This is a genomic window from Bradyrhizobium sp. RDM12 (assembly GCF_051917485.1).
Lineage (GTDB): Bacteria > Pseudomonadota > Alphaproteobacteria > Rhizobiales > Xanthobacteraceae > Bradyrhizobium.
Window position 1 is genome coordinate 5,483,715 of sequence record NZ_CM133064.1, and the last position, 24,637, is coordinate 5,508,351.

Here is a 24,637-nt window from a genome sequence, read left to right on the forward strand (position 1 = left end):
CTCTCCTCGCGCGGCAAGCCGCAAGGAAGAGGTCCGCGCGCGCGCCGAACTTGTCGAGACCAGTGAGGCCAGCGCAACGCCCGATGCAGCAATCCCGGCCGCGGCAAGCAGATCGGGTACGCCGGGACGGTTCATGCTGCCTCCGAGACTGCGTAAGCGGCGGCATCGGTCCGCTTGAACACCAACCCGTTACCTGGCGAGGTCAGATCGGGCGCGATCCGGCCCTCGCGCGCCTGCGGCGCACCATCGAAGAACATGCGTTCGATGCGGACATGGTCGTGAAACCATTCCAGATGGCGCAGGCCGGGTGCCGCGCAGGCGACCGCCAGATGCAGTGCCGGCGCACAATGACCGGAGAGGTCGATGTGAAAGGCGTCGCACAGCGTCGCGATCTCCAGAAATCCGGTGAAGCCGCCGCACCGCGTCACGTCCGCCTGCTGCACATCGATCGCGCGGGCCTCGAGCATGGTGCGCACGTAATCGACGGTGTAGGCGTATTCGCCGGCGGCCACCTCCATGCCGGCCGGTGCGTGCCGCCGCACCAATCCCAATCCCGGCAGGTCGTCGGACGACACCGGCTCTTCGAACCACCTGACGTCCTGCTCGGCGAAGATGTGAGCCAGCCGGATCGCTTGCTTGGGGTCACAGGCGCCGTTCGCATCGACGAACAGGGCCGCATCGCCGATCGCGCGTTTGGCCACCGCGACGCGATGTGGATCCCGCTCAGGGTCGGAGCCGATCTTCATCTTGACGTAAGCGCAGCCCTGCCCCGTAACCCAGCCGCCCAGTTGCTCCTCCAGCTCGGCGTCGGAGTAGGTGGTGAATCCACCGCTGCCATAGATCGGAACGGAGCCACGGCGCGCACCGAGAACGACGACCAGCGGCAGGTCGAGCAGACGCGCCTTGAGGTCATGCAGGGCTGCATCGACGGCGGAGATCGCTGTCGCCGCGAGGCCCTCACGTCCGAGATTGCGGACCGCCCGCTGCATCGCGTCGAAACAGGCCTGTGGCGCAAAGGCGTCCTTGCCTGCGATCACCGTGGCAAGTTTTTCCCGGATCAGCCCGACGATGCTGGCGCTCGCATAGGTGTAGCCGAGGCCGACCCGTCCTCCGCCTTCGACCTCGACGAGCACGATCGTCGTTGAATTCCAGGTGATGGTGCCGTCCGCTTCGGGGCGATCCGTCGGCACCTTGTAGGCCTGCGCTCGGACGCTCCGGATGGGGACCGCGGACAACATCAGTGTTTCCCAGGCAGAACGCTCGTCAGCAACTCCTTAGCGCTGTTCTTTAGCACGCTCCCCAGCTCCGGCTCGGACGGGATCATGCTGACGAAGTTCTTGGCGTCCTTTAGAGGATGTGCGGCGGCAGCGGCGGCACGTTGGGATCGGTATAGGCCTCGAGGATGACCGGCCGGTCCGCCGCGAGCGCCTCGTCCCATGCCGCGCCGACCCGATCGGGATTGTCGACGAAGATACCCTTCAGGCCGATCAGCTCGGCGTATCGGTGATAGGGGAAATCAGGAATGCTTTGGGTCGACTCGGTCTTGCCGGCGCCAAGCTGGATGCGCTCCTCCCACGTCACCTGGTTGAGGTCGCGGTTGTTGAGCACCAGCACGATCAGCCGCGGATTCGACCAACGCTTCCAGTACTTGGAAATGGTGATCATGACGTTGAGACCGTTCATCTGCATCGCGCCGTCGCCCATGCAGGCGATCACGGTGCGATCGGGATAGGCCATCTTGCCCGCAAGCGCGTAGGGCGTGCCGGCCCCGAGCGAGGCAAGGCCACCCGACAGTGACGCCTTCATGCCGCGCCTCATCCTTAGATCCCGTGCGTACCAGTTGGCAACCGAGCCGGAATCGGCGGTGATGATGGCGTTGTCCGGCAGCCGCGGCGACAGTTCCCAGAACACCCGCTGCGGATTGAGCGGCTCGGCGGAATCCATCGCTCTTTCCTTCAGCGTCTCCCACCAATCGGCCATGCCTCGCTCGATGTCACGGCGCCAGGAGGAGTCCTGTTTTTGCGTGAGCAGCGGCAACAAGGCGCGCAATGTCGTCGCACTGTCGCCGACCATGTTCACTTCCATGGGATAGCGCAGGCTGAGCCGGCTGCCGTCGATGTCGATCTGCACGCCGCGCGCGGCACCCGGCTTCGGCAGAAACTCGCTGTAGGGAAAGGCGGAGCCGACCATCAGGAACGTGTCGCAGCTCTTCATGAGGTCCCAGCTTGGCCGCGTCCCCAACAGGCCGATCGAACCGGTGACGAACGGCAGATCGTCCGGCACGGCGGCTTTGCCGAGCAGCGCCTTGGCGACACCGGCCTGGAGGCGCTGGGCAACTTCGATCACCTCGTCGGTTGCGCCGAGCGCGCCGGCGCCGACGAGCATGGCAACCTTGCTGCCAGCGTTGAGAACCTCCGCGGCGGCCCGAAGCGAGGCGTCGTCCGGCAGCTTCGCCGGTCCGGCATAGCCCATGCCGGTGTGGGTGGCGCCATGGGCCAGCGGAGGATCCTTGTACTCGAGCTCCTGCAGATCGTTCGGCAGGATCACGCAGGTGACGGCGCGCTTGGTGTGCGCGATGCGGACCGCACGGTCGATCAAATGGCGTACTTGCTCGGGGACGCTGGCCATCGCGACGTATTCGGTCACGCCCTGGAACAGGGTCTGGAGATCGACCTCCTGCTGATAGCTCGCTCCGATCGCGCTTCGTGCCTGCTGACCAACGAGGGCGACCACCGGAACGTGATCCATGTTGGCGTCGTAGAGACCGTTGAGGAGGTGAATGGCGCCGGGACCGGAGGTGGCATAGCAAAGGCCGACTTCGCCGGTAAACTTCGCATGGGCCGAGGCCATGAAGGCCGCCATCTCCTCATGACGGACCTGGACGTATTCCATCTTATCCTTGGCGCCTTCGAGGGCGACATCGAGGCCACCGACACCGTCGCCGGGATAACCGTAGACGCGCTTCAAACCCCATTCGGACAGGCGATGCCAAACATATTCGCTAACATTCATCGGAAGCGTCCCGTGTGTCGATCGTGGGCGATGAGCGGTTGGTATGGAATCCCAACAGGAAACAACGTCGAATGTTGCAGGATTAATGATTGTTTAGGTTGGGCGCGCAGCGCGAGTAGCGGCCAAAGGCGGCCCGTGAACCGCGCGCGGTGGCGGGACCGTTTGCAAGGCAAGGCGAAGCGAAAACATCGTTTGCTTCGTCCTACGCATACCGCCCAGGTGCCCGAATGTTCCTATGAACCAAGGGAAACCCGGCGAGGCCCGGGCTTCGTTCCCTCCGGCGCGCTGATGGAAAGTTGGGCAAGGCAGCCGCCTCGGGATTAGGACCGGTCAGGATCCGAAAGCGGCAAGACCCGCCGCCGCGACCTGTGCGTCCTGGCTTGATTGCATGCCTGATACGCCGATCGCACCGATCACCCTGCCCTCGCGCACGATCGGAAGGCCACCTTCCAGGGGCGTCAGATTGGTCATGCCCAGAAGTCGCAGATGAAGGCCGCCGTCGGCAAGCGCGGATTCAAACGCCCCCGTCGACCGCCTGAAATCGACCGCCGTCTTCGCCTTTGCTGAGCAACGAGCACGCTGCCGTGCTGCGCCTGATCCAGACGGTAGAGCAGAACGAGATGTCCGCCGCTGTCGGTGACGGCGATCACCATAGGCCATCCATGACGCCGCGCTTCGGCGCGCGCCGCATTGGCGACGAGCACTGCCTGATCGAGCGTGATGGGGGCACCATAAAGAGGCGTCAGGGCGGCGAGAGGTGCGTCTGCCGTAGAAGGGTCAATTTTCGTCATCGAGAGCTCCAGGTTGGCGAGAGCTCATCAACAACATGTCGCGCATCTGATGATAATACGTGATACTGAGGATACATTATCTCACTTTGCGAGAGAAAAGCCCTGACCTCGCTTGCGGACTACACCACGTTCTCGCCATTGTCGATGAGGGCAGCCTGACGTCGGCAGCTGTTCGTCTGGGCAGATCGCTTCAGGCGGTGAGCCGGTCGCTGGCGCGGCTCGAGCAGGACCTCGGCGTGGAGCTCGTGTCGCGGACGACCCGGCGCCTGCGTCCCACGACGGCAGGGCTCGATTTTGCCGACCGCATCCGTCTGGCGCTCACGACCATCGACGGTGCGCGCGAAGATCTGATTGCCAGAGACCGGCGCCTCGCCGGCACCATCCGCATCGGCACATCGAGCCTGTTCGGCCCCGAATATGTGACCCCTGCCCTGAGCCAGTTTCTAACGCGGAATCCGGAAGTCGACATCGAACTTGTCTTGTCTGATGAGCATGTCGACCTGATCGCCGAGAAGCTGGATTTCGTCGTCCGCATCGGCAACCTCCAGGACTCGAACTTGCGGGTTCGCCCCTCGGCGGATTGAATTGGGCCGTCTTCGCGTCGCCGGCCTATCTCGCCGCACACGGTCGTCCGGAGCATCCGCGGGAGCTATCCCATCATGCGTGCGTATTGCGGGCCAGCGACGACGACAGATGGGTATTCGATGACGACAAGAGGCGCATCGAAGTGCATGGCCGCTTTCGATCGGAAAATGCCGCCGCGCGCAATGCGGCCGTGGCGTCAGGCCTTGGCATCGGACTGGCGCCGCTCTGGCAGGTGCGCAGGCTCATCGAGCAAGGAATCGTGGAGCAAATCCTTGTCGGCCACGAGCCGCCGCCCATTCCACTCCAGATCGTTTGGGTCAGGCGGGGCGTCGGCGCCTTGCCCCGGCGTGTCCGTGCCGCGATGGAATTCCTCGTGGCGCAGCTCTCCGCCCTGCGGATATGAGTTGCTGCTTTCGCCGCTGTCACCACAATTCTTGTGACCCACAGCAGAGAGCGCTGAGCTGGCAATCTGTGTTCTGCTCCGCCCGCGTCAATGAGGCATGAAGCAAGAACGGGGACTTCCCGGACTCGATCACTCTTCCTGTTGCGAAGAGGCCAATGAATTTGCGAATGATTTTTGCCGCGTGCACCATCGCGGCCTGATGGAGACGTAGTCGACGTGATTGGAAGCGAGCGAATTGATCGAGCGGCTTGTCAGCTTGTGTGAAGGTTTTCGGATGCCGGCCCCATGACGGTGTTGCCGCGCACACGAGGGCCGGCGTCCGAAAGCCTCCAAGGGAGGAAACCGCGGGTGAGGCATGTGGGTGGCGCGGCGTGGGCTATGGGGATTTGCGTGCCGCGGATGATGTGTTTGATTGGAATTGAGCCGGTTCGGCGAGCTGGCCGAGGGCGGAGCAGCTCATGAATGAGGGGCCTGCCGCGTTGAACGGGGTGGATTGGCGGACGATTTGCGGCGGCTGGCGGATATCTGGGCGCGCTCTGCCATGGCCGGTCGAGAGGCAGCGCGCGCGATAAGCCGTTTTGCGGGATTGTGACGCGGTCATGAGGTGTCGATCCTGATGCGGTTCGTTGGAGCTGTTGGCCGATGTCGTGGCGTAGCACCGCGCTCGAAGACCTCGATGACGACCATGCGACCGCCGCAGCATGGGCAGCTCGGCTTGGTTTGATCGGCGGCGGCAGTGATGGGCTGACCTTCAGAATTTGCAGCGGCGAGCAGCTCACGCGCGCGAGCGATGTTATCGGCGCGGGTGCCACTGGCGAGCAGGCCGTAGTGACGGATGCGGTGGAAGCCTTGCGGCAGGACGTGGATGAGGAAGCGGCGGATGAACTCGCTGCTTGAGAGTGTCATGAGCTTCTGGCGGTCGCGACCCTCGGCGCGATAGTCCTTCCATCGGAAGGTGACGCCGGTGCGGTCGCAGGCGATCAGCCGGCTGTTTGCGATGGCGACGCGGTGGGTATAGCGCGATAGATAGGCCAGCACAGCCTGTGGCCCGCCGAACGGGCGCTTGGCATAGACCACCCATTCGGCTCGGCGCAGCGGCGCCAGATAGGCTGCGAACGCCTGCGGGTCGGCGAGAGCAGCATGGTTGCCGAAGAATTGGAGGCGGCCGGCGTTGTGGGCGGCGATCAGCTTCTCCAGCAACAACCGGCGGAACAGGCGCGAGAGCACGCGCACGGGGAGGAAGAAGCCCACCCGGCACGCCACCCAACGCTCGCCGTCGAGCGAGATGCCGCCGCCCGGCACGATCATGTGGACGTGCGGGTGATGGGTCATGGCCGAGCCCCAGGTATGGAGAACCGAGGTGACGCCGATGCGGGCGCCGAGGTGTTTTGGGTCGGCCGCGATCGTGGTCAAGGTCTCGGCCGAGGCTTTGAACAGCAGGTCGTAGATGGCGGCCTTGTTGTGATAGGCGATGTCGGCGATCGACGCCGGGAGCGTGAACACCACGTGATAGTACGGCACCGGCAACAGCTCCGCCTCGCGGTCGGTGAGCCAGTCCTTCGCGGCGGCGCCCTGGCACTTTGGGCAATGGCGGTTGCGACAGGAGTTGTAGGCGATGGTGGTATAGGCGCAGTCCGCACAGCGCGCGACATGGCCGCCGAGAGCGGCCGTGCGGCAGCGCTCGATTGCTGACATCACCTTCAATTGCTGGAGGCCGACATGACCGGCATGGGCTTTGCGCCATGCCGGGCCATGGTCGCGGAAGATATCCGCAACCTCCAAGGCCGGGCGCGACATGCGCGCCAGGTCAGCCGGGCGGCCGGTCCTCCTTCAGTTTGATCGCGATGTGCTCCAGCGGGCTCATGACCTCGCTGATCGTCTTGGTGGCGACGCGGGTATAGAGCGCCGTGGTGTCGAGCTTGGCGTGACCGAGCAGCACCTGGATCACGCGGACGTCGATGTTCTGCTCCAAGAGGTGGGTGGCGAAGCTGTGCCTCAGGGTATGCAGCGACACGCGCTTGTGGATCTCGGCCATTTGGGCGGCGGCATGACAGGCGCGATTGAGCTGCCGTGTCGTCATCGGCTGGGCCGGATCGCGGCCTGGAAATAGCCAACCCCGGGGCCGCGCCGCCCGCCACCAGGTGCGCAGCAGATCGAGCAGCAGTGGTGAGAGCATGACGTTACGGTCCTTGCCGCCTTTGCCCTGCTCGACGCGAATGATCATTTGCTTGCTGTCGATGTCGGCGACCTTGAGCGAGATGACCTCGGTGGCGCGCAGGCCGGCGCCGTAGGCCACGCTCAGCGCCGCCTTGTATTTGAGCCCGGGTGCGGCATCGAGCAGCCGCGCCACTTCCTCGGGGCTCAGCACCACCGGCAGCTTGCGAGGCTCGTGAATGACATGCGTATGCTCAACGATCTCGTGGCGCCTCAGCGTGACCCGGAAGAAGAACCGCAGTGTCGAAACCGTCTGATTGATGGTCGGCACACCAACGCCGCTCGCGGCCAGGTGCAGCTGATAGCGGCGCACGTCTTCGAAGCTCGCCGTATCCGGCGAGCGCTCGAGAAATGCGGCGAAGTTCTTGACCCTTTGCACGTAGTCATGTTGGGTCTTCGGGGCCAGCCTGCGGATCGTCATGTCTTCGATCATGCGCCGGCGCAACGGGCTCATTGCCTCGTCGGTCATGGGGATGCTCCTGTCTTGAGTGAGGTTGTTGCAACCCCTCATCTCAAGACAGGACGCCTCGTTGCGCTATCCCTCAGCCGTGCTGCCGGCCGTCGTGCCCTACCGCGCGAGCGGTTTAGTCCTTTGACCCAACTCGGACTTCGCCGGGATTTTCCGTGAACCTCTGCGGTCGCTCGCAGACTTAACCATGGGGCGACTGTGCTCTCGGAAGCATTAGGTCATCGCCACTGCCATGAAGACGTCCCAAGAACACACCCGCTGACCACTTCAGTTTTGAGCGCGCCGAGGTTCGCAGATACCAGGACGCCCCTGCTTCGTCGTCGCGTAGGCCCGTTTTGCTAACGGGATTTTTGAAAGCAGACCGATTTTCAGATTTTGCGCGGAGCACGATGGGGCCGCGCTTCCCTAATTTACACCCATCGCACCACAGGAGCAGCACAATGAACGTCAAGCGACGAACTCTTTCCTGTTCGATCGGCGCTCTCGTTACCCTGGTGAGCCTCCCGGCCTTTGCGGATTGCTCCGCTCTGCCCGATTTTTCGCAACTTCGTTCGGCACTTGCCGGCGCCATCACGCCCGCTTCCGGTGCAAATGGTGGCCTCGGCTTCCACATGTGGGGCACACTGGTTGCCAACGACGGCACCGTCTGCGCGGTCGCCTTCTCCGGCGCTCAAGGCACCTCGCAATGGCTAGGCAGCCGCGTCATTTCCGCCCAGAAGGCGAACACCGCGAACGATTTCAGCGTGGGTAAAAACGCGACGCCCGCCGGCAGTCTGTTTCCGGCCGGGCTTGCCTTGTCGACGGCCAACCTGTTCACCGCCGTGCAGCCGGGTGGCAGCCTCTATGGGCTGCAGCACAGCAATCCGGTCGATACGGCAGCTGCCTACGGCAACCGGCCTACGCCCTCGGGCAACGGCATCACCACGGCAAATTTCAACCCGGGCCCATCCAGCGGCTCCTCGTTCGGCACGCCGAATGATCCGATGGTTGGCCAGCGCATCGGCGGCGTGAACGTGTTCGGCGGGGGCCTCGCGCTCTATCGCAACGGAGCCAAGGTTGGCGGCGTCGGCGTCAGCGGCGACACCTCCTGCACCGATCACATGGTGGCGTGGCGGGTCCGAAATGCGCTCGGGCTCGATCAGTTGCAGGGCGTCAAGGGCGTGTCCGGAGATGCGAGCCACCCCGACAACATCGTCTTCGACATCACAGCGAACGCCGATGGTACCGGCGGTACGGGCCAGGCCCCCAACGGACAGGGCGGCGTCGGCCATAGTGCCAACGGCTTTGGCCATCCGAAGTGCCTGAACAATCCTTCCGACACTGCCGTGGCCGGTCTTCCGCCCGTGAAGTGACAGTCGCCTTCCGCGCGGGGAGCACATCCGTTTCCCGCGCTGGAGGCAGAGTTGGTTTGTGACGTTTCCGCCATTTACCTCGCTGCCGCTGTCCTGCGCGAACTGGCGGATAGCCTTCAACTTGTAAGTCGTCGGAAACCGACGCTTCTTTCCTCGTCCTTGCCATAGGTCATCCTCGAAATGCCTGTCACTGTAATTACCGTGTCTCACTCGAGGAGTGCATCCAGTGCTCAATTTCGCTCCGAGTAAAGCGCGCTGCCGCCGTAATACACGTAATTGGGAGAGACCAACGAATTTGCGAGTGATTTTTGCCGCGTGTACCATCGCGGCTTTTGGATCATCCATGATGCCATCCGATGCGCTTGCACAGAAGCAATCGTTGAAAGAGCAATTGGTCGGTACATGGATGCTGCTGTCATGGGAGCAGAAGAAAGATGACGGTACCAAGGTCGAACGCTACGGGACCAGCCCGAAGGGCATGGCATTCTTCGATGCGGACGGAAGATACTTCATCACGGTGATGCGATCAGATCGCGCCAAATACGCGAGTAATGCTCTGTGGCAGGGTACTCCTGAAGAGAACAAAGAAACGGCAGACGGCACGATTACTTACTTTGGATCTTATGCGCCGGCGGAGGCAGAGAGCAGCATCGCGATACATGTCGAAGGCAGCTCCTTTCCAAACTGGAACGGCACGGACCAGAAGCGCTTCGTTGCGATGGCCGGAGACCAGCTGACACTGACCGTTCGTCCACCCGGTGGAGACGTAGTCGATGTGATTTGGAAGCGAGCGAAATTGACTGAATGGTTTGTCAGGTTGGGCCACATGCAGAATCATCGGCCGAACGTCAGCTCCCGACACCAACGCGGACTCGACAACTTGTGGGCAGACGGCCTACGCCCGCCGCATCAGGCTGAGCGAGGCCGCCAACCGCAAGCTGCGTTTCCCTGCGAGCGCGATTCCCTCTAGCGCCTGTTGCCCCTTGGTCGCACTATTCATCTTTCCTCGGGCAACTTAGTCCTGAATGAATTTTGCGTGCTGGCCGCGCTCGATTCAGGGTTACAGTGTCACCGAGTTGTATTCGGAGGCGACACAGCTTACGGGGATAATTATGAGAGCGAGAATTGCACCTGCGACGGCGAAAAGCGGGCGGCCGATCTCAACACATCGACGCAGATTTGGCGTTGCAGCAATCGCGGCGACCGCGATCATGTTGTTTTCCCAATCTGCGTTGGCCGATGAAAGCGGCGTCAGTTTCTGGATCCCCGGCCTTTTTGGAAGCCTCGCGGCGACTCCGCAGCAGCCGGGTTGGTCGCTGGCAAACATCTACTATCACACGTCCGTATCCGCCGGCGCCGAGGTCGCGCGGGCGCGTGAATTCACGCTCGGCAGGGTTCCGGCCAACCTCAACGTCAACGCAAATCTGAATTTGAACGTCAACGCCACCGGCGACCTTGGCCTTGTGCTCCCGAGTTATGTATTTGCAACGCCGGTGCTCGGCGGTCAGGCGTCGGTGTCCCTCCTGGCAGCCTATGGCGTCGTCGGCACCAGCCTGGCAGGGACCTTGTCCGGCGTTCTCACGACGCCCTTCGGCAGTGTTCCCTTCGCGCGGTCCGACACCATCAGCGATACCACGTGGGGCTTTGGGGATCTGGCGCCGCAATTCGCATTGCGCTGGAACGCCGGCGTCCACAACTACATGGCCTATATCACGGGCGACATCCCGGTTGGCGCTTACCAATCCGATCGCTTGTCGAATCTCGGCATCGGACACGGAGCGATCGACGCCGGCGGCGGCTACACCTATTTCAATCCGCAGACCGGACACGAGTTGTCCGGCGTGCTCGGCTTCACCTATAATTTCAAAAACACCGCCACGCAGTATCAAAGCGGCGTCGATATGCACTTCGACTGGGGCGCGTCGCAATTCCTGTCGAAGCAGGTCATGGTGGGCCTCGTGGGCTATGTCTACAAGGAGCTGGGCTGCGACAGCGGCTCCGGTGACCGTGTCGGCTGCTTCCAGTCCCAGGTGGCAGGCATCGGGCCCCAGATCGGTTTCCTTTTTCCGGTCGGCGACATGCAGGGCTATCTGAATTTCAAAGCCTATGGAGAGTTCGCTGCGGAAAACCGGCCATCAGGCTGGAATACCTGGGTGACCTTCTCTATCTCGCCGGCCGCCCCCGGAGCGCCTCCGACAACAAAACCCATCGTCAGAAAATACTAGGAGCAAGCAAGCTGCGGCCTGTCAGTTGGTCAAAAAGGCATTGCCGCAACGCGCCAACCGGAAATACCTATTTGCAACTTTTGCAACCATAACGCATATTGGCCCTTGGGCCACCTATGAACCTGGATGTTTTCTGCCGAAATTGCATAGCGGCCGGGCGGCCCCGCTGGTGAACTGGGTCTACCCTGACGATAAATCGCCAGGCCATCCGAAGACAGCACATTTCGGCAAACACTCAGATCTGGGAGGCCGCAATGATCGTGAACAATGAGATCAGCCTTAAAACCAGAGCCCTGGCGGGCAGTCTGTTGGTCTGGCTAGCTGGCGCTGCTTCGGCAAACGCCTTTGAAGGGAAGGTTCTCGGCGGCGGCCAACCGATCACCAATTCGACCGTCACGCTTTGGGCGGCAGGCGACGGCGCGCCACAGCAACTCGGACAGGTCCGCACCGGAGTGGATGGTGGCTTCACGCTCAATGCACCTGCGCCGGGAGGCGCTGCAACACTTTACCTGACAGCGAAAGGAGGCCAGCCCGCCGCTAATGCGCAAGGCGGTGATAATCCCGCCATCGCGCTGATGACGGTGATAGGCAGCAATCCGCCGGCCGCTGTCACAATTAACGAGATGACTACCGTGGCTTCGGTATGGACCCACGCGCAATTTCTCGACGGCGCAGCAATCAAGGGCCCCGCGCTGGGCTTGCGCATTGCGGCGGGCAATGTCCTGAACTTCGTCGATCTTCAAACGGGAGGCTGGGGAACAACAATTCTCGACCCGCTCAACAGCACCCAGACGCCGACGATGGCCAATTTTGCAACGCTTGCGAATGCCTTGGCCGGGTGCGTTACGCGCGTAACAGGCGACGCCTGCCCCAAGCTCTACACAGCGACAATCCCGCCGAAAGGGGATGCACCCAATGACACCTTGGCTGCGGCCCAGTCTCTGGCGCGCTATCCAGCCCACCAGCCCTCAAGGTTGTTCGCCTTATTGGATCAATTTTATCCCGTCCCGCCAAGCAAGACGCTGCGCAAGACGCCAGTCATGCCGTATTTAAGTGTTGCGCCCAGCGCTTGGGTATTGCCGCTCAAGTTTACTGGCGGAGGTCTGACTGCGCCCGGCAAACTGATGTTCGATAGCGAAGGCAATCTCTGGACGGGGGCTAATTTCATTGTCGGTTCGCAGGGATCGGATAAATTGTGGGACGGCAATCTGGCCAAGTTCGCGCCCAATGGCCGTGCGCTCTCGCCGGCGCCGACCGGATTCGCCGGAGGTGGCCTCGAAGGCCCGGGGTTTGGCACCGCGGTCGATGCAAACGACCGGGTTTGGATAACAAGCACCACGGGCAAGACGATCTCGCTGTTCGACAAGAACGGCAAGGCCCTGTCGCCTGCCGAGGGATACAACTTCGGCGGCAAGCTCGGGATCATGCAGTCGGTTATCGTGACGCCAAACGGCGATGTGTGGGCTCTGGACTTCGGCGACGACAAGGTCGTCTATATGCCCCAGGGTGATCCCGCGAAGGCGAAGTTTTACTGTCAATCGACCGATGGCAAGCCCAACAAGGATAGCCCCTGCAAGTTGAGCGGCCCCTTTCACCTCGCGATCGATCAACAGGACCGGATTTGGATCACAAATGCAGTAGGCGACACAGTTACGCGTTTTCCGGCAGGTGATCAAGCAAGATCGAAGTGTTGCCGACGGGAGGTCACAGCGGGAAGGGAATGGCGATCGACAGCCAAGGCAACGCCTGGATCACAAACACGGTGGGCGACGGCCTGGATATCGCCGTGAAGCTGAAAATACTCGAATTGAAGGTGACTGGCCGCATGGGCGAAGTTCATCGCGTCGTGTTCGACTATTTGAAGGCGAAGCCCGGACGCGGCAGCGTTTCCATGTTGCGACCAGACGGAAGCCCGGGACTGGGCTCGCCGTTCAACGGCGGCGGCAGCACATGGGGTTCATGGGGCGTGGTGATCGACGGCAACGATCAAGTCTGGATTTCAAACTTCATCGGACACACGGTCACGCATCTTTGCGGAGCACGTACTGAAACCTGTCCTCCGGGAATGAAGACCGGTGATCCCATCTCGCCACCGAAGGGGTATGTCGGCGGAGGCATGCAGCCGATGACCGACATTGCCATCGATCCGGCTGGAGACGTCTGGGTTGCCGATAACTGGCAAAACCCGGATAGCTGCTTCGATCCGTCGACCGACGAAGCCAAATCGACGCTGTGTGGCGGTGATGGAGTAACCGTCTTTTACGGAATGGCAAAGCCGGTTCGCGCGCCGCAGATAGGGCCAGCGCGACCGTTTTAAGCAGGCTGGCGGCTCTCGCGGTTGCCACGACCGCGCTGGGAAGCATGCGCGCGGAACTTCCTACCTAGTTCGTGATCTTAGCGTCAGCATCTCTCGATCAAGTTCTGGTCTCCGTTACCAAAATTACGCCAGCACGGCGCACTGTTGACCTGCAGTTGCGCCGAATCTGACGTCGCAGCCCTGAATGGAGTACTGCCGGTGGATTCATCGTTCGGTGCATTGGACGCATTCGCGTTTGTCGTGTTCGCCGTTCTGATTTTTGTTGGCGTCATTATCGTCGTCAATCTGGGCAAACTTCCAGGTCAACTCGCTCGCAAATGGAATCATCCGCAGGCGGGCGCGATCAATGCCATGAGCTGGATCGGGATCGCGACGGGAGGGTTGCTTTGGCCGGTGGCCTTCATATGGGCGTTCACAACGCCCTTCGGCGTTAAATCGGCAAAGGACGAAGTTCGGCCGCATCAAACGGTGCCCGGCACCGGCGACAGCGTGACGGCATCGCCTCAGCTTTCAGAGGTGAAGGAGACGCGGCCGTGATCGCCATCCTTGTCATCCTCTACGTTGCGCTCGTTCTCGTGCTCTTCAAGGTCCTGCGCCTCAAGCCCACGGCCTATCTGATCGCGGGCCTGATCGTCGCAGGCGTATTCATGATCGGCGGCGTGGTGGTGCTCTGGACCCAGTCGGCGCCGATGACAGACAAGATGGTCACCAGCCAGTACGTGGTGCAGCTCGTCCCTTACGTCAAAGGGCAGGTCAAGATGATCCACGCCCAGGCAAATCAACGCGTGAAGAAGGGTGACTTGCTGTTGGAAATCGATCCAGCGCCCTATCAGTACACGGTGAACCAGGTCGAGGCGCAGTTGGCTGCGTCGAAGGCTAACGTCCAGCAAGCCGAAGCCGCGCTCGCGACCACGAGAACGGCTGTACCGAATGCGCAGGCCACTCGCGAAGTCGAAGGCCGCGGATGAACTAGCCAAGACGCAGGAGCAAATCGCTCTCAACATTCAGCGAGCGGACAAAGCTGCCATTAGTCAGCTTAACGTGGCTAAGGCAGCGCAAGAGCGCGAGGAGGCGGACGCCGCCGTTCAACAGGCCGAAGCCGCCCTGGAACAGGCAGAGGCTTCCGTGCAGCAGGCCGAAGCCGCGGTACGAACGGCCCAAAGCAACGTTCCGGCCGTTGAGGCGCAACTGGACGACGCGCGATTCAACCTTACGCAATGCAAGATGACCGCGCCCGGCGATGGATACGTTACCAACTGGCAGGTGCAAATCGGCACCATGCTTGTGCCGATGCCGCTGGCGGCGGCCGGGACATTCGTCAACGTGTCCGATACCGCCGTCGCCGCCGTGTTTCCGCAGAACTGGCTCTCGAACGTCGAGCCAGGCGATGACGTGGAAATGGTGCTCAACCCGTATCCGGGACGGCTGTTCCTTGGCAAGGTGGACTACGTGATTCCGGCGACGGGTGGCGGTCAATTCACAACCAGCGGCACAATCCCCAACGCGGCCCGGATCGGATCTGACGGGCTATATGCAGTGCGGATCAATTTCAGCGATGATGCCGTCGCCCGCAAACTGTCGCTGGGGTCAGGTGGTTCGGCGGCGATCTACACGCAGAAGGGCAAGGCCACGCATGTCATTTCAAAGGTCACGATCCGAATGAAGAAGTGGCTGCTCTACGTCATGCCCTCGGTGGAAAAGCCGTCATCGTAGCGTGCACATCAATAAGGATCTATCAGTTGGATTCACCTGCGTTGGGAGCGAGAGCCTTGGGGACGCAGTACCAGTCACGGTCCGGGCGGCGCAATGCCGGTGCTGTTCTCGGCTGCTCAATTCGTGGGTTGCTTGTGGCTGCGCTTCTCCTTCCCAGCGTGGCGTGTACGATTGGGCCGGACTTCACACCGCCCGTCGCTCCGCTTGCCGAAAAATTTCGTGGAGCAGACAATCGCTCTGTTAAATCCGGGCCGCTTGAATACGAGCGCTGGTGGGAAGGCTTTCGTGATCCGACCCTCAACAAGCTGATCCAGATCGCGTACAATCAAAATCTGACCTTGGAGAGCGCGGGGACCAAGGTGCTGCAAGCACGTGCGGTGCTGGGAATAGCCATCGGCATAACCTATCCGCAGGTGCAGCAGGGCGTGGGGTCGGTCATTTACAATCGGACCAGCGCGGCGACGCCGCTGGCGGGACCAAACGCGACGCCCTCATATTTCTGGACTGACGCTCTTGCCGCGCAGGCTGCGTGGGAGCTGGACTTCTGGGGCAAGTTTCGCCGCGGGGTCGATCTGCCGATGGCGTGTACCTGGCTTCGATCGCGACCTATGACGGCGTTCTGGTGTCGCTTCTCGCCGATGTTACCGCGACTTATATCGGAATCCGCACCACGGAGCAGTTGATCGGAATTGCACGGGCCAATGTCCGCAGGCAGGAACAGGCGCTTGGCATCGCAAAGGCAAAGTTCACGGGCGGCGGGACTTCGGAGCTTGATGTCTTCCAGGCGACAAACGTCCTCGAGCAGACCCGTGCGGCAATACCCCAATTGACGATCCAATTACAGCAGGGACAAAACGCGCTCTCGGTCCTGCTCGGCCTTCCGCCGCAGTCGCTCGGCATGTTGCTTTCACGATCAACCGGCAGGATACCGCTGCCGCCCGGCTCCGTCGTCGTTGGTATACCTGCGGATCTGCTGCGCCGGAGGCCGGACGTCCGCGCCGCCGAACTCGCAGCCCTGGCGCAGAGCGCGCAGATTGGAGTTGCCAAGACGCAACTCTATCCGGCCATCAGCATCACGGGCACGTTCGGCGGCTCGGCCAGTACCGCCAACGGCCATACTCTTGGTCAAGTCGTCAGTTGGAAGGGCGTGGCGTATGCTGCAGGCCCGTCGTTTCAATGGAATCTCCTGAACTACGGGCAAATCACCAACAACATTCGTTTGCAGGACGCCAAACTTCAGCAATTGCTGATCGACTATCAGAACACCGTTTTGAGTGCCCAGCAGGAGGTGGACAACGGGCTTGCGACATATCTGCAATCACGGAGCCAGGCCGCGTATCTGCGTCGCAGCGTTGACGCGGCGAATGGTGCCCTCAAAATCGCGTTGGAGCAGTATGAGCAGGGCGGGACATCATTTACCACCGTCCTGACCGCCGAACAGAATCTCTTTCAGGCGCAGAACAGCCTGGCGGGCGCAACGGCCAGCGTTCCGCTCGGCCTCACTGCGGTGTTTCGGGCGCTGGGCGGCGGATGGCAGATACGGGAAGGTGGCAATTTCGTGAGCCCGGCGAATGCTGACCAGATGCGTGCGAGAACGGACTGGGGCAGCTTGCTTCCGCCCGCGAACGAGCCGCAACGGCCGGCTCCGGGCCTGCCAGGCCCTGAGGACATTGGGCCGACGATCCGGCCTCCGGAGTGGTGAGAACCGACACAGCACCCAAGAGCCAGAAAGCTGTCAGAAACTGTTGCGGATAAAGAAAGGCTGTACTTCAATGACGAACTGCGAGGTCACTTCCACTCGCCGTCTTTTTTCAACCTAAAGGGGTTGGGCCATGAAATCTTGCAGGCAGTTGTCAGCCGCTATCTCCGTACTCTCCGCTGTGCTTCTGTCATCGAGTGCCGGAGCGCTCGATACCCGCGACGCCGATCTCGCCCCTTTTACCTTCGCGGCTGCGCAGACCCCCAAACAGCAATGCACGAATTCCTGTCGTGCACGGTACCGCAGCTGCCTGTCCTTGAAGATGATACCATCCGGCGAGTGTCGAGGCATTTACCAGGACTGCAACCGATACACTTGTACTGGTTTAGGACCAGGATGACCGCAATTGCGGTGACAGCGTCACCGTAATTTATGCGTAGATGCCCTAGGCCCGCCGCATCAGCTTGAGCGAGGCCGCCAGCCGCAAGCTGCGCTTCCCTGCCAGTGCGACGCCATCGAGCTCTCCGCTGTCTTCCGCGCAGGTCCCCGAAAACCCGATCCCGACCTCGTTGCCGCCGAATACGGGATTGTCGCCCTTTGCCGGCGTGTGCTCCTGGTTGAGCATCTCGCCCTTCCAGCGGCCGTCCGCCGACGAATAGGCGCCGAGATAATAGAAGAACGCATCGCCGCCGAGGATGCGGCCGTCGATCAGCAGCATTACGCCGGAAAGGGAGGCGTCGACGCCGTCGAGCGCGCGGAGTTGGATCGCATAGAGCCCATTGGCGATGGCGCCCTGCCCGATCGCGCCGCGCGGCGGCAGCGCCTCGTCGTCAAGCGGCGCGAGGTTTGCCCAGAACACGAAGTCCGGCATCGCATCCGCCCTGCCCTCGAGCAGGATCATCGATCCCTCGGTCCGGCCGCGCACCTTGATCGCGGTGACGTCGGCGCCCATCAACGGCTTGAAATGGGGATCGTCATTGTGGCGCTCGGTGATGACCTCGGCTTCGATCACGCCGTCCCTGACATCGTAGCTGCCGAGATGCGCGAAGGCGGAATTGCCGCCCAGCATCTTGCCGTCGTGCAGGCACATGATGCTGCGGCCGAAAGCGCCGTTGATGCCGTATTCAACCTTGTAGAGTCCGTCGAGCAAAACCATGAACCCGCAAAATCAAAGGAATCGCGGGCGAGATAGCACCATCGCCAAGGCAAGGCCATCCGGCTTATCCGCGCAGGGGGCGCTCGCGGAGCCGATCGTGCCATGATGCCAGCATGCACCTGTTTTGCCCGACGGGTCAACCGGATTTCGCAAAATCCGCATCACACCGTTCGGTTCGGCCGTTCGGCAATTCAGTCAGCCACTTGGCTACTGTGCATGGGGTTATTTTCGAAATGAGCGCTATCAGCTGGAGCGCTCGATTCACCTCTCCTCCCGATTGCGCGTGCGCGGTGGCGGGCACGGCACGCGCGACGACGGTGGCAAAGACGTAGATCCGCATCGCCATCACGTTGCGTCCGCGTGCCGGCGATTTCAAGGCTCGAGTCCTGACTGGCGCAGCACGGGCACGACCGCCGGCGATGCCAGATAGCGCAGCAGCGCCTCGGCGGCGCCGGCCTGCTTCGCATCCACCATGCGTCCGGCGGAGAACACGGCCGGCGTCTGCAAATCGTGCGGGACCGGGCCGATCACCTCGATGCCCTCGACCTGCTTCAGCTCGCTGATCTGCTGCACGGCGAGATCGGCCTCGCCGCTGACGAGCCGCTCGGCGGTAAAACCCTGCTCGACGACGGTCGCCTTTGCGTTCACCTCGGCCGCGATGCCCATCCGCGCGATCAGCTGGGCGAAGTACACCCCGCTTGCGCCGAGCCGCGAATAGGCAACGGACCGCGCCGCGAGCAGCGTCTTGCGCAACGCCGCTTCATTGGCGATGTCGGGATGCGGCGCGCCTTTGCGCACGGCGAGGCCGACATAGGAGTGCGCCAGGTCGGCTGCAGTGTCCGCGATCACCCGGCCCTCGCCGATCATCTCGTCGAGCCCTTCGCGCGTGAGGATCACGAGGTCGGCCGCCTCGCCGGCGCGCAAGCGCTTGAGCAGCGCGAGCGTCGGCGCGAAGTCGGCATCGACGTGAATGCCGTGCGCCGTCTCGAACGCGGAGGACAGGCTGCGCATCGCGCCCATCAGGCCGAGCGTCGAGAGCATGCGAATTTTTTCCATAGGCAATTCCCTGTGGCGGTCAGGCGCGGTGCATCAGCTTGAGCGCGGCAGTCAGGCGCAGGCTGCGCTTGCCGGCGAGCGCGGTTGCTTCCAGCACGGCCTCCTCGCCGTCATAGCTGCCGGAGAAGCCGATGCCGACCTCGTGACCGCCGAAGATCGGATCGTCCTTGGCGGGCGTGTGCTCCTGATTGAGGATCTGCCCCTTCCAGCGGCCGTTCGCGGCGGTGTAGCTGCCGAGGTAATAGAACGACGCATCGCCGCCGAGGATGCGGCCGCGGTTGAGCAGCATCACGCCGGTGAGCCCGCCGTCGATCCCGTCGAGCATGCGCAGGTGAACCGAGTAAAGGCCATCGGCGATGCCGGCCTCGCCGATGCGGCCGGTGATCGGCACCTCGTCCTCCGTGATCGGCGTCATCAGCGACTGAAAGGGCACGCCGGGCAGCTCCCTGAGCTCACCCTTGAAGCGGTAGAGATCGCCGTCGGCAAAACCTTTCGCGATCAGCGTCGCGTCGTCGGTACCGGCCATGGCGCGGTAGTTCAGATCGGGGTTGTGGCGGACGGTCCTGATGACGATGTCGACGCCGTCTGTGGTCTTCTCGTAGGTGCCGATATGGGCGAACGCCGAATTGCCGCCGAGCATCTTGCCATTGCCGGCATGCATCACGCTCCGGCCGACCCTGTCGCCGAGCTGAAACCGCACCTTGTAGAAGCCTTCAAACACCAGCCGTGTCTCCGGCCCCGCGCGCATCCGGCGGGCACTCTATCCCGGTTTGGGCTGAATTGGACAGGCTCCAGGTCAGCATGGCCGGCAGGCCCACAACCAGCGCTGTCATCGGCAAGCACTGGCATCGAAATGCAAAAATCCGCCGGAGCCTTTTGAGCTCCGGCGGATTTGAAAGCCAACCCGGGCCAGTCCCCAAGCCCGGGCCGGGAGGATTTTTAGGCCGCAGCCTTCTTGTCAGCCGGGACGGACGCGATCGTCTTCAGGATCTGCGAAGCGATCTGGTATGGGTCGCCCTGCGAGTTCGGACGGCGGTCTTCCAGATAGCCCTTGTAGCCGTTGTTGACGAAGGAATGCGGAACGCGGATCGACGCGCCACGATCGGCCACGCCGTAGCTGAACTTGTTCCAGGGCGCGGTCTCGTGCTTGCCGGTCAGACGCTTGTCGTTGTCCGGGCCGTAGACGGCGATGTGGTCCATCAGGTTCTTGTCGAAGGCCGCCATCAGCGCCTCGAAGTACTCCTTGCCGCCGACCGTGCGCATGTACTCGGTGGAGAAGTTGGCGTGCATGCCGGAGCCGTTCCAGTCGGTGTCGCCGAGCGGCTTGCAGTGGAACTCGATGTCGATGCCGTACTTCTCGGTCAGGCGCAGCATCAGGTAGCGGGCCATCCACATTTCGTCAGCGGCCTTCTTGGAGCCCTTGCCGAAGATCTGGAATTCCCACTGGCCCTTCGCGACTTCCGCGTTGATGCCTTCATGGTTGATGCCGGCCGCCAGACAGAGGTCGAGATGCTCTTCGACGATCTTGCGGGCGACGTCGCCGACGTTGGAGAAGCCGACGCCGGTGTAGTACAGGCCCTGCGGCGCCGGATAACCGGAGGCCGGGAAGCCGAGCGGACGGCCCTCCTTGTAGAAAAAGTACTCCTGCTCGAAGCCGAACCAGGCGCCGGGGTCGTCGAGGATGGTGGCGCGCTTGTTGGAGGCGTGCGGGGTCTTGCCATCGGGCATCATGACTTCGCACATCACCAGCACGCCGTTGGTGCGGGCACCGTCCGGGAACACCGCGACCGGCTTCAGCACGCAATCCGAGCTGTGGCCTTCGGCCTGCTGGGTGGAGGAGCCATCGAAGCCCCAGAGCGGAAGTTGCTCGAGCGTCGGAAACGACGCGAATTCCTTGATCTGAGTTTTGCCGCGCAAGTTCGGAGTCGGCGTATATCCGTCGAGCCAAATGTACTCGAGCTTATACTTGGTCATTGAGCCTCTCTGTAGATGATGCGAAAGGTGGGGTTGAGAGCCCCGCACGTTTGTACCCGGCCATCATCGGCCGGCCCTTCACAAGCATTTTGCGTGCCAAAAAGCCGCAGCGCTGGAGGTTGTCCACCGCCACCGGGACCGGCCCGGCGGCGGCAAACCGTTACAGCAGCGTGCGTCATAGAAGCGCACCTTCGCGTGAAGCTGCACTGCAAAAATCACGCGGAAAACGCCTGATTCTGGAGCACGCGGGTCCCTGCCGCAGGTTGCCGATGAAACGCGCATCAACGTCCGGCAACTTTCGCAAAGGCCCGACCCCTGCCTCGCAACCTTCGGAATGGCCCATGCGTTAGTCACAAACACGCTGCCTTGGGGGATGCAGATAGTCGACTGCCTACAAAATAGGCGAGAACTGATCTCGTTTTCGGCACTTTCCAATTCGGGATGCGCGGCCGATATGGAGAGTCCAGTAACCACAATCGAACGAGTCGGGCGCACCATGGAGGCCAAGGCGCTTCGATCGAGGAGCAAATCGAAATGATGAACAATGGACTGAGTCACGGATCTGCGAAGATCTATCAATTCCCCGTCGGGGGCCGCGCGGCTCTCGCCGGACGCCGCAATGGCGACATCCGCTCTCCCGCCGATCACGCTTCGCTTCCCGCGAACGTCTCGATCTGCAGCGACAGCTGGTACCACCAGGACGCGGTCGACGAAGCAAAGCCCAAATGGGAACGCTAATGCCAGTGTCTGGTTTGAGACCGCCGCGCTCTTTCAAGCGCTCAGCGGAAGTTTGAAGAAGGGTCGAAACAATGAGGTTTCGACCCTTTTTGATTCCGACATGATTGCGGGCTCAGATCACGGCGCGCCGTCAGCGGCCGCATCAAATGCTTGGCCGTGGGCGCCCCGGTCTTGCCGACCGATCATTGCCGCCTGTAATGATCCGTCGGCAACATAACAAAAGAAGCTCCGATGTCGGACTCTCCTACCCGTCACCTCGCTTTGCAAGGCGCCAGCAATTTTCGCGACCTCGGCGGCTACACCACAAGCGACGGCCGCACCACGCGCTGGCGCCACATCTTCCGCTCCAACCATCTCGGCCAACTCACCGCTGAAGACATCGCGATCGTTCGCGCACTCGGCGTCAGAAGCGCGTTCGACTTCCGCGGCGTCGAGGAGCGCGCGGCCGGCGTCTGCGTCGTAAACGAGATTACCGTGCATTCGCTGCCGATCGAGCCGACGGTGGTGGCCTCACTGCGCGCCGAACTCGCCAAAGGCGCGCTGACGGCGCCGGTCGCCCTTGAGCTCATGCGCGAGTCCTATCGCAACTATGTCCGCCACAGCACGCACAGCTTCCGCATGCTGTTCGGCCATCTCCTGCAGGACCATGCCCCGCTCGTGATCCACTGCACCGCCGGCAAGGACCGCACCGGCTTTGCCAGCGCGCTGATCCTGCATGCGCTCGGCGTGCCCGAGGAGGTTACTACGGAGGATTATCTACTGACCAATCGCCACTACAAGCGCGACGCGTCGAGCGTCTCCGATCTGCCCGCGGATGTGCTCGACGCCATCGGCTCGGTCCAGGCCTCCTATCTCGACGCGGCTTTCGATGCCATCAGCCGCGACTATGGAAATGTCGAGACTTACTTGCGCGACGGCCTCAAGCTCGGGGCGGCAGAGCGGAGCGCGCTGAAGGAGCGCTATCTTCAGGCGTGAGCGACGCCAGGCACTCACGCCGTCGGAGTTGCAGCCTTAATGATGGATTTGGTCAGCGCGAGCGATACCTGCATGGTACTCCAATTGCTCTGATGCAGCTTCAGATCATCCTCCGGATCGAGCAGTTGCTCGAACGAAGCGTTATTTAGCACGTGCCAGTGGCGCATTAGCGCCCAGCGCTGGAACAGGTTGACCTTGGCGTCCTCCGCCGCAGTTCGGATCGCCGAAACCATCTTCTCCGCGAGATCAGCGTTGTCGTCGAACAGCATGGCCGTCACGTATTGCGGGTCGATCAGGACAACATCCATGGTCGAGTGATCGCGCAGGAGCGCCAATCCCCGATGATATTCGCGACCACTTCATCGAAGTTGAACTCTTTCTGGCGAAAGACGGCATTGGTTCCGACCTGCCAGAGAACCAGAGAAGGATCGTCAGCAAAGATATCGTCTTTGAACCGCGCGACTTCCAATGGCGCTTCTTGACCGCCCTGGCCACGGTTGAACACGTCGATCCGGATGTTCGGATGCGGATCGTCATCCTTGTAGTGCTTTCTCAAATACAGCTCGAGCCGCGCGGGATAGGGAACGACATTGCGAAGTCCCGCAGTCGAGGACGACCCCATCGCCACGACGCGCACGGAACCTCTTCCGCTCAACGCGGCCCGGAAATTCTCCAGGGGACGCTTCAAATCAACGATCTCAGGGGGACAATCGAGAGCCGGCAATTCGTCAGACATGGACCAACCTCCGCGCCATCCAAAGTTGCAGCTATCATTCAGCCTTGATGCCGCCGCCATTGCAAGTCCCATTCGCCTCACGCAATAGTCGGGGCGAGTGAGACGACGGAGAGTATCATGCAGGGAAAAATCATTGTCGTGACCGGCGCGCTCGGCGCTCTTGGCAAGGTGGTCGCCGACCTCGCGCAGTCGCGCGGCGCCCGGGTCGCCGGCATCGATCACGCGCCCTCTCAACTGCCGGCGACGCCCGCGCGGATCGAGATTGGCGGCATCGACCTGTCCGACGCGGCACAGGCGAAGGCTGCGGTGGAGGCCGCCGCGAAGCATTTCGGCAGGCTGGACGCCCTCATCAACATCGCCGGCGGTTTTGCCTTCGAGACTGTTGGCGACGGCGACATCAAGACGTGGCACCGCATGCATGCGCTGAACCTGCTGACGGCCCTCAACGCCTCGCACGCGGCGCTGCCGCACCTCGTCGCTTCGAATGCTGGCCGCATCGTCAATATCGGCGCCATGGGCGCGCTGCAGGCGGGCTCCGGCATGGGTGCCTACGCGGCATCGAAGGCGGGCGTGCACCGGCTCACCGAGGCGCTCGCCAACGAATGGAAGGACAAGGTCACCGTCAACGCGGTGCTACCGTCGACCATCGACACCAAGGCGAACCGCGCCGACATGCCGAAAGCCGACTTCGCCAAATGGGTGACGCCGCAGGAGCTTGCCGAGGTGATCCTGTTCCTCGTGAGCGACGCCGCGAGCGGCGTCACCGGTGCGCTGATTCCAGTGAGTGGACGGGTCTGATCAATCCGGCACAAGCAGCCGCAGATTGCCCTTGAAACGGATGCTCTGCTTGCCGGCGAGCGCCATGCCTTCGCCATAGGCGGTCTCGTCGGTGTAGGTGCCGCTGAAGCCGATGGTCACGACCTTACGCCCCCAAACCGGACGCTCGTCGAACGAGGGCGAATGCTCCTCATTGGTCAGTTCGCCCTTCCACTTGCCGCCGGCGGACGTGTAGCTGCCATGGGCGAAGAAAAAGGAATCGCCGCCGCGCATGGTGCCGTCACGCAGCACCATCACGCCCTGATTTGCCGCCCTGCACGCCATCCAGCATCTCGATCCGGATGTGATAAAGCCCGTTCCTGATCGTCATCTTCGCGTGCGCCCGCCAGTTCCCGCACAGGGGTACAGCTGGCTTGGCCGGGTCCGGGCAAATGGCCGGCAGCCC

The 24,637-nt window shown here is 62.2% G+C and carries 24 protein-coding genes and 3 pseudogenes; 14 read left to right on the top strand and 13 right to left on the bottom strand.

The window, feature by feature from the left end; all coding sequences use genetic code 11:
• Positions 1 to 131: 131 nt before the first annotated feature.
• The 3 genes and pseudogenes from ACTGJ9_RS26940 to ACTGJ9_RS26950 form a co-directional block, all read right to left on the bottom strand.
• Positions 132 to 1,238: an enolase C-terminal domain-like protein gene (locus ACTGJ9_RS26940; RefSeq protein ID WP_456673552.1), complete on the bottom strand. Its 1,107-nt coding sequence runs from the start codon at positions 1,236 to 1,238 to the stop codon at positions 132 to 134.
• Positions 1,238 to 3,012: pseudogene (locus ACTGJ9_RS26945) on the bottom strand (thiamine pyrophosphate-requiring protein). Before ACTGJ9_RS26945 ends, ACTGJ9_RS26940 begins: the two are co-directional and overlap by 1 nt.
• 330 nt (positions 3,013 to 3,342) lie before the next feature.
• Positions 3,343 to 3,803 (bottom strand): annotated as a pseudogene (locus ACTGJ9_RS26950) (GlcG/HbpS family heme-binding protein).
• Positions 3,804 to 3,862: 59 nt separating this feature from the next.
• Between ACTGJ9_RS26950 and ACTGJ9_RS26955 the strand changes: the two are divergent.
• Positions 3,863 to 4,791 (top strand): annotated as a pseudogene (locus ACTGJ9_RS26955) (LysR family transcriptional regulator).
• Between the two features lie 597 nt (positions 4,792 to 5,388).
• On the opposite strand, the gene ACTGJ9_RS26960 reads toward ACTGJ9_RS26955, so the two are convergent.
• Positions 5,389 to 6,588 carry an IS91 family transposase gene (locus ACTGJ9_RS26960; protein ID WP_456673553.1) on the bottom strand — a complete coding sequence of 400 codons (1,200 nt, stop codon included), beginning with the start codon at positions 6,586 to 6,588 and terminating at the stop codon, positions 5,389 to 5,391.
• Between the two features lie 10 nt (positions 6,589 to 6,598).
• A complete protein-coding gene (locus ACTGJ9_RS26965) occupies positions 6,599 to 7,474 on the bottom strand; it encodes a tyrosine-type recombinase/integrase (protein ID WP_456673554.1) in 876 nt (291 codons plus the stop codon).
• A gap of 440 nt (positions 7,475 to 7,914) precedes the next feature.
• Here ACTGJ9_RS26965 and ACTGJ9_RS26970 point away from each other — a divergent pair, with 440 nt between their 5' ends.
• From ACTGJ9_RS26970 to ACTGJ9_RS27015, 10 genes are all read left to right on the top strand, one after another.
• Positions 7,915 to 8,826 (top strand): hypothetical protein, encoded by a 912-nt coding sequence (locus ACTGJ9_RS26970; RefSeq protein ID WP_456673555.1) that lies wholly within the window; start codon positions 7,915 to 7,917, stop codon positions 8,824 to 8,826.
• Positions 8,827 to 9,127: 301 nt separating this feature from the next.
• Complete coding sequence (locus ACTGJ9_RS26975; RefSeq protein WP_456673556.1) at positions 9,128 to 9,796, top strand: lipocalin-like domain-containing protein; 669 nt, start codon at positions 9,128 to 9,130, stop codon at positions 9,794 to 9,796.
• Between the two features lie 241 nt (positions 9,797 to 10,037).
• Positions 10,038 to 11,051 carry a SphA family protein gene (locus tag ACTGJ9_RS26980; RefSeq protein ID WP_456678636.1) on the top strand — a complete coding sequence of 338 codons (1,014 nt, stop codon included), beginning with the start codon at positions 10,038 to 10,040 and terminating at the stop codon, positions 11,049 to 11,051.
• 254 nt (positions 11,052 to 11,305) lie between these two features.
• The gene (locus ACTGJ9_RS26985) at positions 11,306 to 12,841 is read left to right on the top strand and encodes a hypothetical protein (RefSeq protein WP_456673557.1); all 1,536 of its coding nucleotides are present in this window, start codon (positions 11,306 to 11,308) and stop codon (positions 12,839 to 12,841) included.
• Positions 12,772 to 13,368, top strand: a complete 597-nt coding sequence (locus tag ACTGJ9_RS26990; protein WP_456673558.1) for a hypothetical protein — start codon at positions 12,772 to 12,774, stop codon at positions 13,366 to 13,368. The genes ACTGJ9_RS26985 and ACTGJ9_RS26990 overlap by 70 nt, the downstream gene beginning before the upstream one ends.
• Positions 13,369 to 13,566: 198 nt before the next feature.
• Complete coding sequence (locus tag ACTGJ9_RS26995; protein WP_456673559.1) at positions 13,567 to 13,905, top strand: DUF3302 domain-containing protein; 339 nt, start codon at positions 13,567 to 13,569, stop codon at positions 13,903 to 13,905.
• Entirely contained in the window at positions 13,902 to 14,336 is a 435-nt protein-coding gene (locus ACTGJ9_RS27000) for a hypothetical protein (RefSeq protein ID WP_456673560.1), read from the top strand. Before ACTGJ9_RS26995 ends, ACTGJ9_RS27000 begins: the two co-directional genes overlap by 4 nt.
• Entirely contained in the window at positions 14,299 to 15,081 is a 783-nt protein-coding gene (locus tag ACTGJ9_RS27005) for an HlyD family secretion protein (protein WP_456673561.1), read from the top strand. The genes ACTGJ9_RS27000 and ACTGJ9_RS27005 overlap by 38 nt, the downstream gene beginning before the upstream one ends.
• Positions 15,082 to 15,137: 56 nt before the next feature.
• Complete coding sequence (locus ACTGJ9_RS27010) at positions 15,138 to 15,764, top strand: hypothetical protein (RefSeq protein ID WP_456673562.1); 627 nt, start codon at positions 15,138 to 15,140, stop codon at positions 15,762 to 15,764.
• Positions 15,665 to 16,783: a TolC family protein gene (locus ACTGJ9_RS27015; protein ID WP_456673563.1), complete on the top strand. Its 1,119-nt coding sequence runs from the start codon at positions 15,665 to 15,667 to the stop codon at positions 16,781 to 16,783. The genes ACTGJ9_RS27010 and ACTGJ9_RS27015 overlap by 100 nt, the downstream gene beginning before the upstream one ends.
• Positions 16,784 to 17,225: 442 nt before the next feature.
• Here the strand turns inward: ACTGJ9_RS27015 and ACTGJ9_RS27020 are convergent, their stop codons facing one another.
• The 5 genes from ACTGJ9_RS27020 to ACTGJ9_RS27040 all read right to left on the bottom strand — a co-directional run bounded on the left by ACTGJ9_RS27020 (position 17,226) and on the right by ACTGJ9_RS27040 (position 20,966).
• Positions 17,226 to 17,930 (bottom strand): GrlR family regulatory protein, encoded by a 705-nt coding sequence (locus ACTGJ9_RS27020; RefSeq protein WP_456678637.1) that lies wholly within the window; start codon positions 17,928 to 17,930, stop codon positions 17,226 to 17,228.
• A gap of 142 nt (positions 17,931 to 18,072) precedes the next feature.
• Entirely contained in the window at positions 18,073 to 18,312 is a 240-nt protein-coding gene (locus tag ACTGJ9_RS27025) for a hypothetical protein (RefSeq protein WP_456673564.1), read from the bottom strand.
• A complete protein-coding gene (locus ACTGJ9_RS27030) occupies positions 18,309 to 18,992 on the bottom strand; it encodes a substrate-binding domain-containing protein (RefSeq protein WP_456673565.1) in 684 nt (227 codons plus the stop codon). Before ACTGJ9_RS27030 ends, ACTGJ9_RS27025 begins: the two co-directional genes overlap by 4 nt.
• Positions 18,993 to 19,011: 19 nt before the next feature.
• Positions 19,012 to 19,713: a GrlR family regulatory protein gene (locus tag ACTGJ9_RS27035; protein ID WP_456678638.1), complete on the bottom strand. Its 702-nt coding sequence runs from the start codon at positions 19,711 to 19,713 to the stop codon at positions 19,012 to 19,014.
• Between the two features lie 218 nt (positions 19,714 to 19,931).
• Positions 19,932 to 20,966 carry a glutamine synthetase beta-grasp domain-containing protein gene (locus ACTGJ9_RS27040; RefSeq protein WP_456673566.1) on the bottom strand — a complete coding sequence of 345 codons (1,035 nt, stop codon included), beginning with the start codon at positions 20,964 to 20,966 and terminating at the stop codon, positions 19,932 to 19,934.
• A 534-nt stretch (positions 20,967 to 21,500) separates the two neighbouring features.
• Between ACTGJ9_RS27040 and ACTGJ9_RS27045 the strand changes: the two genes are divergently transcribed.
• Complete coding sequence (locus ACTGJ9_RS27045; RefSeq protein ID WP_456673567.1) at positions 21,501 to 21,704, top strand: DUF2735 domain-containing protein; 204 nt, start codon at positions 21,501 to 21,503, stop codon at positions 21,702 to 21,704.
• Positions 21,705 to 21,935: 231 nt separating this feature from the next.
• The gene (locus ACTGJ9_RS27050; RefSeq protein WP_456673568.1) at positions 21,936 to 22,679 is read left to right on the top strand and encodes a tyrosine-protein phosphatase; all 744 of its coding nucleotides are present in this window, start codon (positions 21,936 to 21,938) and stop codon (positions 22,677 to 22,679) included.
• A 14-nt stretch (positions 22,680 to 22,693) separates the two neighbouring features.
• Here ACTGJ9_RS27050 and ACTGJ9_RS27055 read toward each other — a convergent pair whose 3' ends face one another.
• Positions 22,694 to 23,014, bottom strand: coding sequence for a hypothetical protein (locus tag ACTGJ9_RS27055; RefSeq protein WP_456673569.1), 321 nt, complete (start codon positions 23,012 to 23,014; stop codon positions 22,694 to 22,696).
• Positions 22,972 to 23,415 (bottom strand): SGNH/GDSL hydrolase family protein, encoded by a 444-nt coding sequence (locus ACTGJ9_RS27060; RefSeq protein ID WP_456673570.1) that lies wholly within the window; start codon positions 23,413 to 23,415, stop codon positions 22,972 to 22,974. Before ACTGJ9_RS27060 ends, ACTGJ9_RS27055 begins: the two co-directional genes overlap by 43 nt.
• A gap of 117 nt (positions 23,416 to 23,532) precedes the next feature.
• Between ACTGJ9_RS27060 and ACTGJ9_RS27065 the strand changes: the two genes are divergently transcribed.
• The gene (locus ACTGJ9_RS27065; RefSeq protein ID WP_456673571.1) at positions 23,533 to 24,213 is read left to right on the top strand and encodes an SDR family oxidoreductase; all 681 of its coding nucleotides are present in this window, start codon (positions 23,533 to 23,535) and stop codon (positions 24,211 to 24,213) included.
• Here the strand turns inward: ACTGJ9_RS27065 and ACTGJ9_RS27070 are convergent, their stop codons facing one another.
• Complete coding sequence (locus tag ACTGJ9_RS27070; protein WP_456673572.1) at positions 24,214 to 24,516, bottom strand: hypothetical protein; 303 nt, start codon at positions 24,514 to 24,516, stop codon at positions 24,214 to 24,216.
• Positions 24,517 to 24,637: the final 121 nt, after the last annotated feature.

Coding starts and splice junctions, on each gene's coding strand:
- ACTGJ9_RS27050 (WP_456673568.1), top strand. CDS start 21,936: ATGTCGGACTCTCCTACCCGTCACCTCGCTTTGCAAGGCGCCAGCAAT.
- ACTGJ9_RS26985 (WP_456673557.1), top strand. CDS start 11,306: ATGATCGTGAACAATGAGATCAGCCTTAAAACCAGAGCCCTGGCGGGC.
- ACTGJ9_RS26960 (WP_456673553.1), bottom strand. CDS start 6,588: ATGTCGCGCCCGGCCTTGGAGGTTGCGGATATCTTCCGCGACCATGGC.
- ACTGJ9_RS27030 (WP_456673565.1), bottom strand. CDS start 18,992: ATGGAAAAAATTCGCATGCTCTCGACGCTCGGCCTGATGGGCGCGATG.
- ACTGJ9_RS27040 (WP_456673566.1), bottom strand. CDS start 20,966: ATGACCAAGTATAAGCTCGAGTACATTTGGCTCGACGGATATACGCCG.
- ACTGJ9_RS27065 (WP_456673571.1), top strand. CDS start 23,533: ATGCAGGGAAAAATCATTGTCGTGACCGGCGCGCTCGGCGCTCTTGGC.
- ACTGJ9_RS27070 (WP_456673572.1), bottom strand. CDS start 24,516: ATGGCGTGCAGGGCGGCAAATCAGGGCGTGATGGTGCTGCGTGACGGC.
- ACTGJ9_RS26980 (WP_456678636.1), top strand. CDS start 10,038: ATGTTGTTTTCCCAATCTGCGTTGGCCGATGAAAGCGGCGTCAGTTTC.
- ACTGJ9_RS26940 (WP_456673552.1), bottom strand. CDS start 1,238: ATGTTGTCCGCGGTCCCCATCCGGAGCGTCCGAGCGCAGGCCTACAAG.
- ACTGJ9_RS26965 (WP_456673554.1), bottom strand. CDS start 7,474: ATGACCGACGAGGCAATGAGCCCGTTGCGCCGGCGCATGATCGAAGAC.
- ACTGJ9_RS26990 (WP_456673558.1), top strand. CDS start 12,772: ATGGCGATCGACAGCCAAGGCAACGCCTGGATCACAAACACGGTGGGC.
- ACTGJ9_RS27060 (WP_456673570.1), bottom strand. CDS start 23,415: ATGTCTGACGAATTGCCGGCTCTCGATTGTCCCCCTGAGATCGTTGAT.
- ACTGJ9_RS27045 (WP_456673567.1), top strand. CDS start 21,501: ATGATGAACAATGGACTGAGTCACGGATCTGCGAAGATCTATCAATTC.
- ACTGJ9_RS26970 (WP_456673555.1), top strand. CDS start 7,915: ATGAACGTCAAGCGACGAACTCTTTCCTGTTCGATCGGCGCTCTCGTT.
- ACTGJ9_RS27005 (WP_456673561.1), top strand. CDS start 14,299: ATGCGCAGGCCACTCGCGAAGTCGAAGGCCGCGGATGAACTAGCCAAG.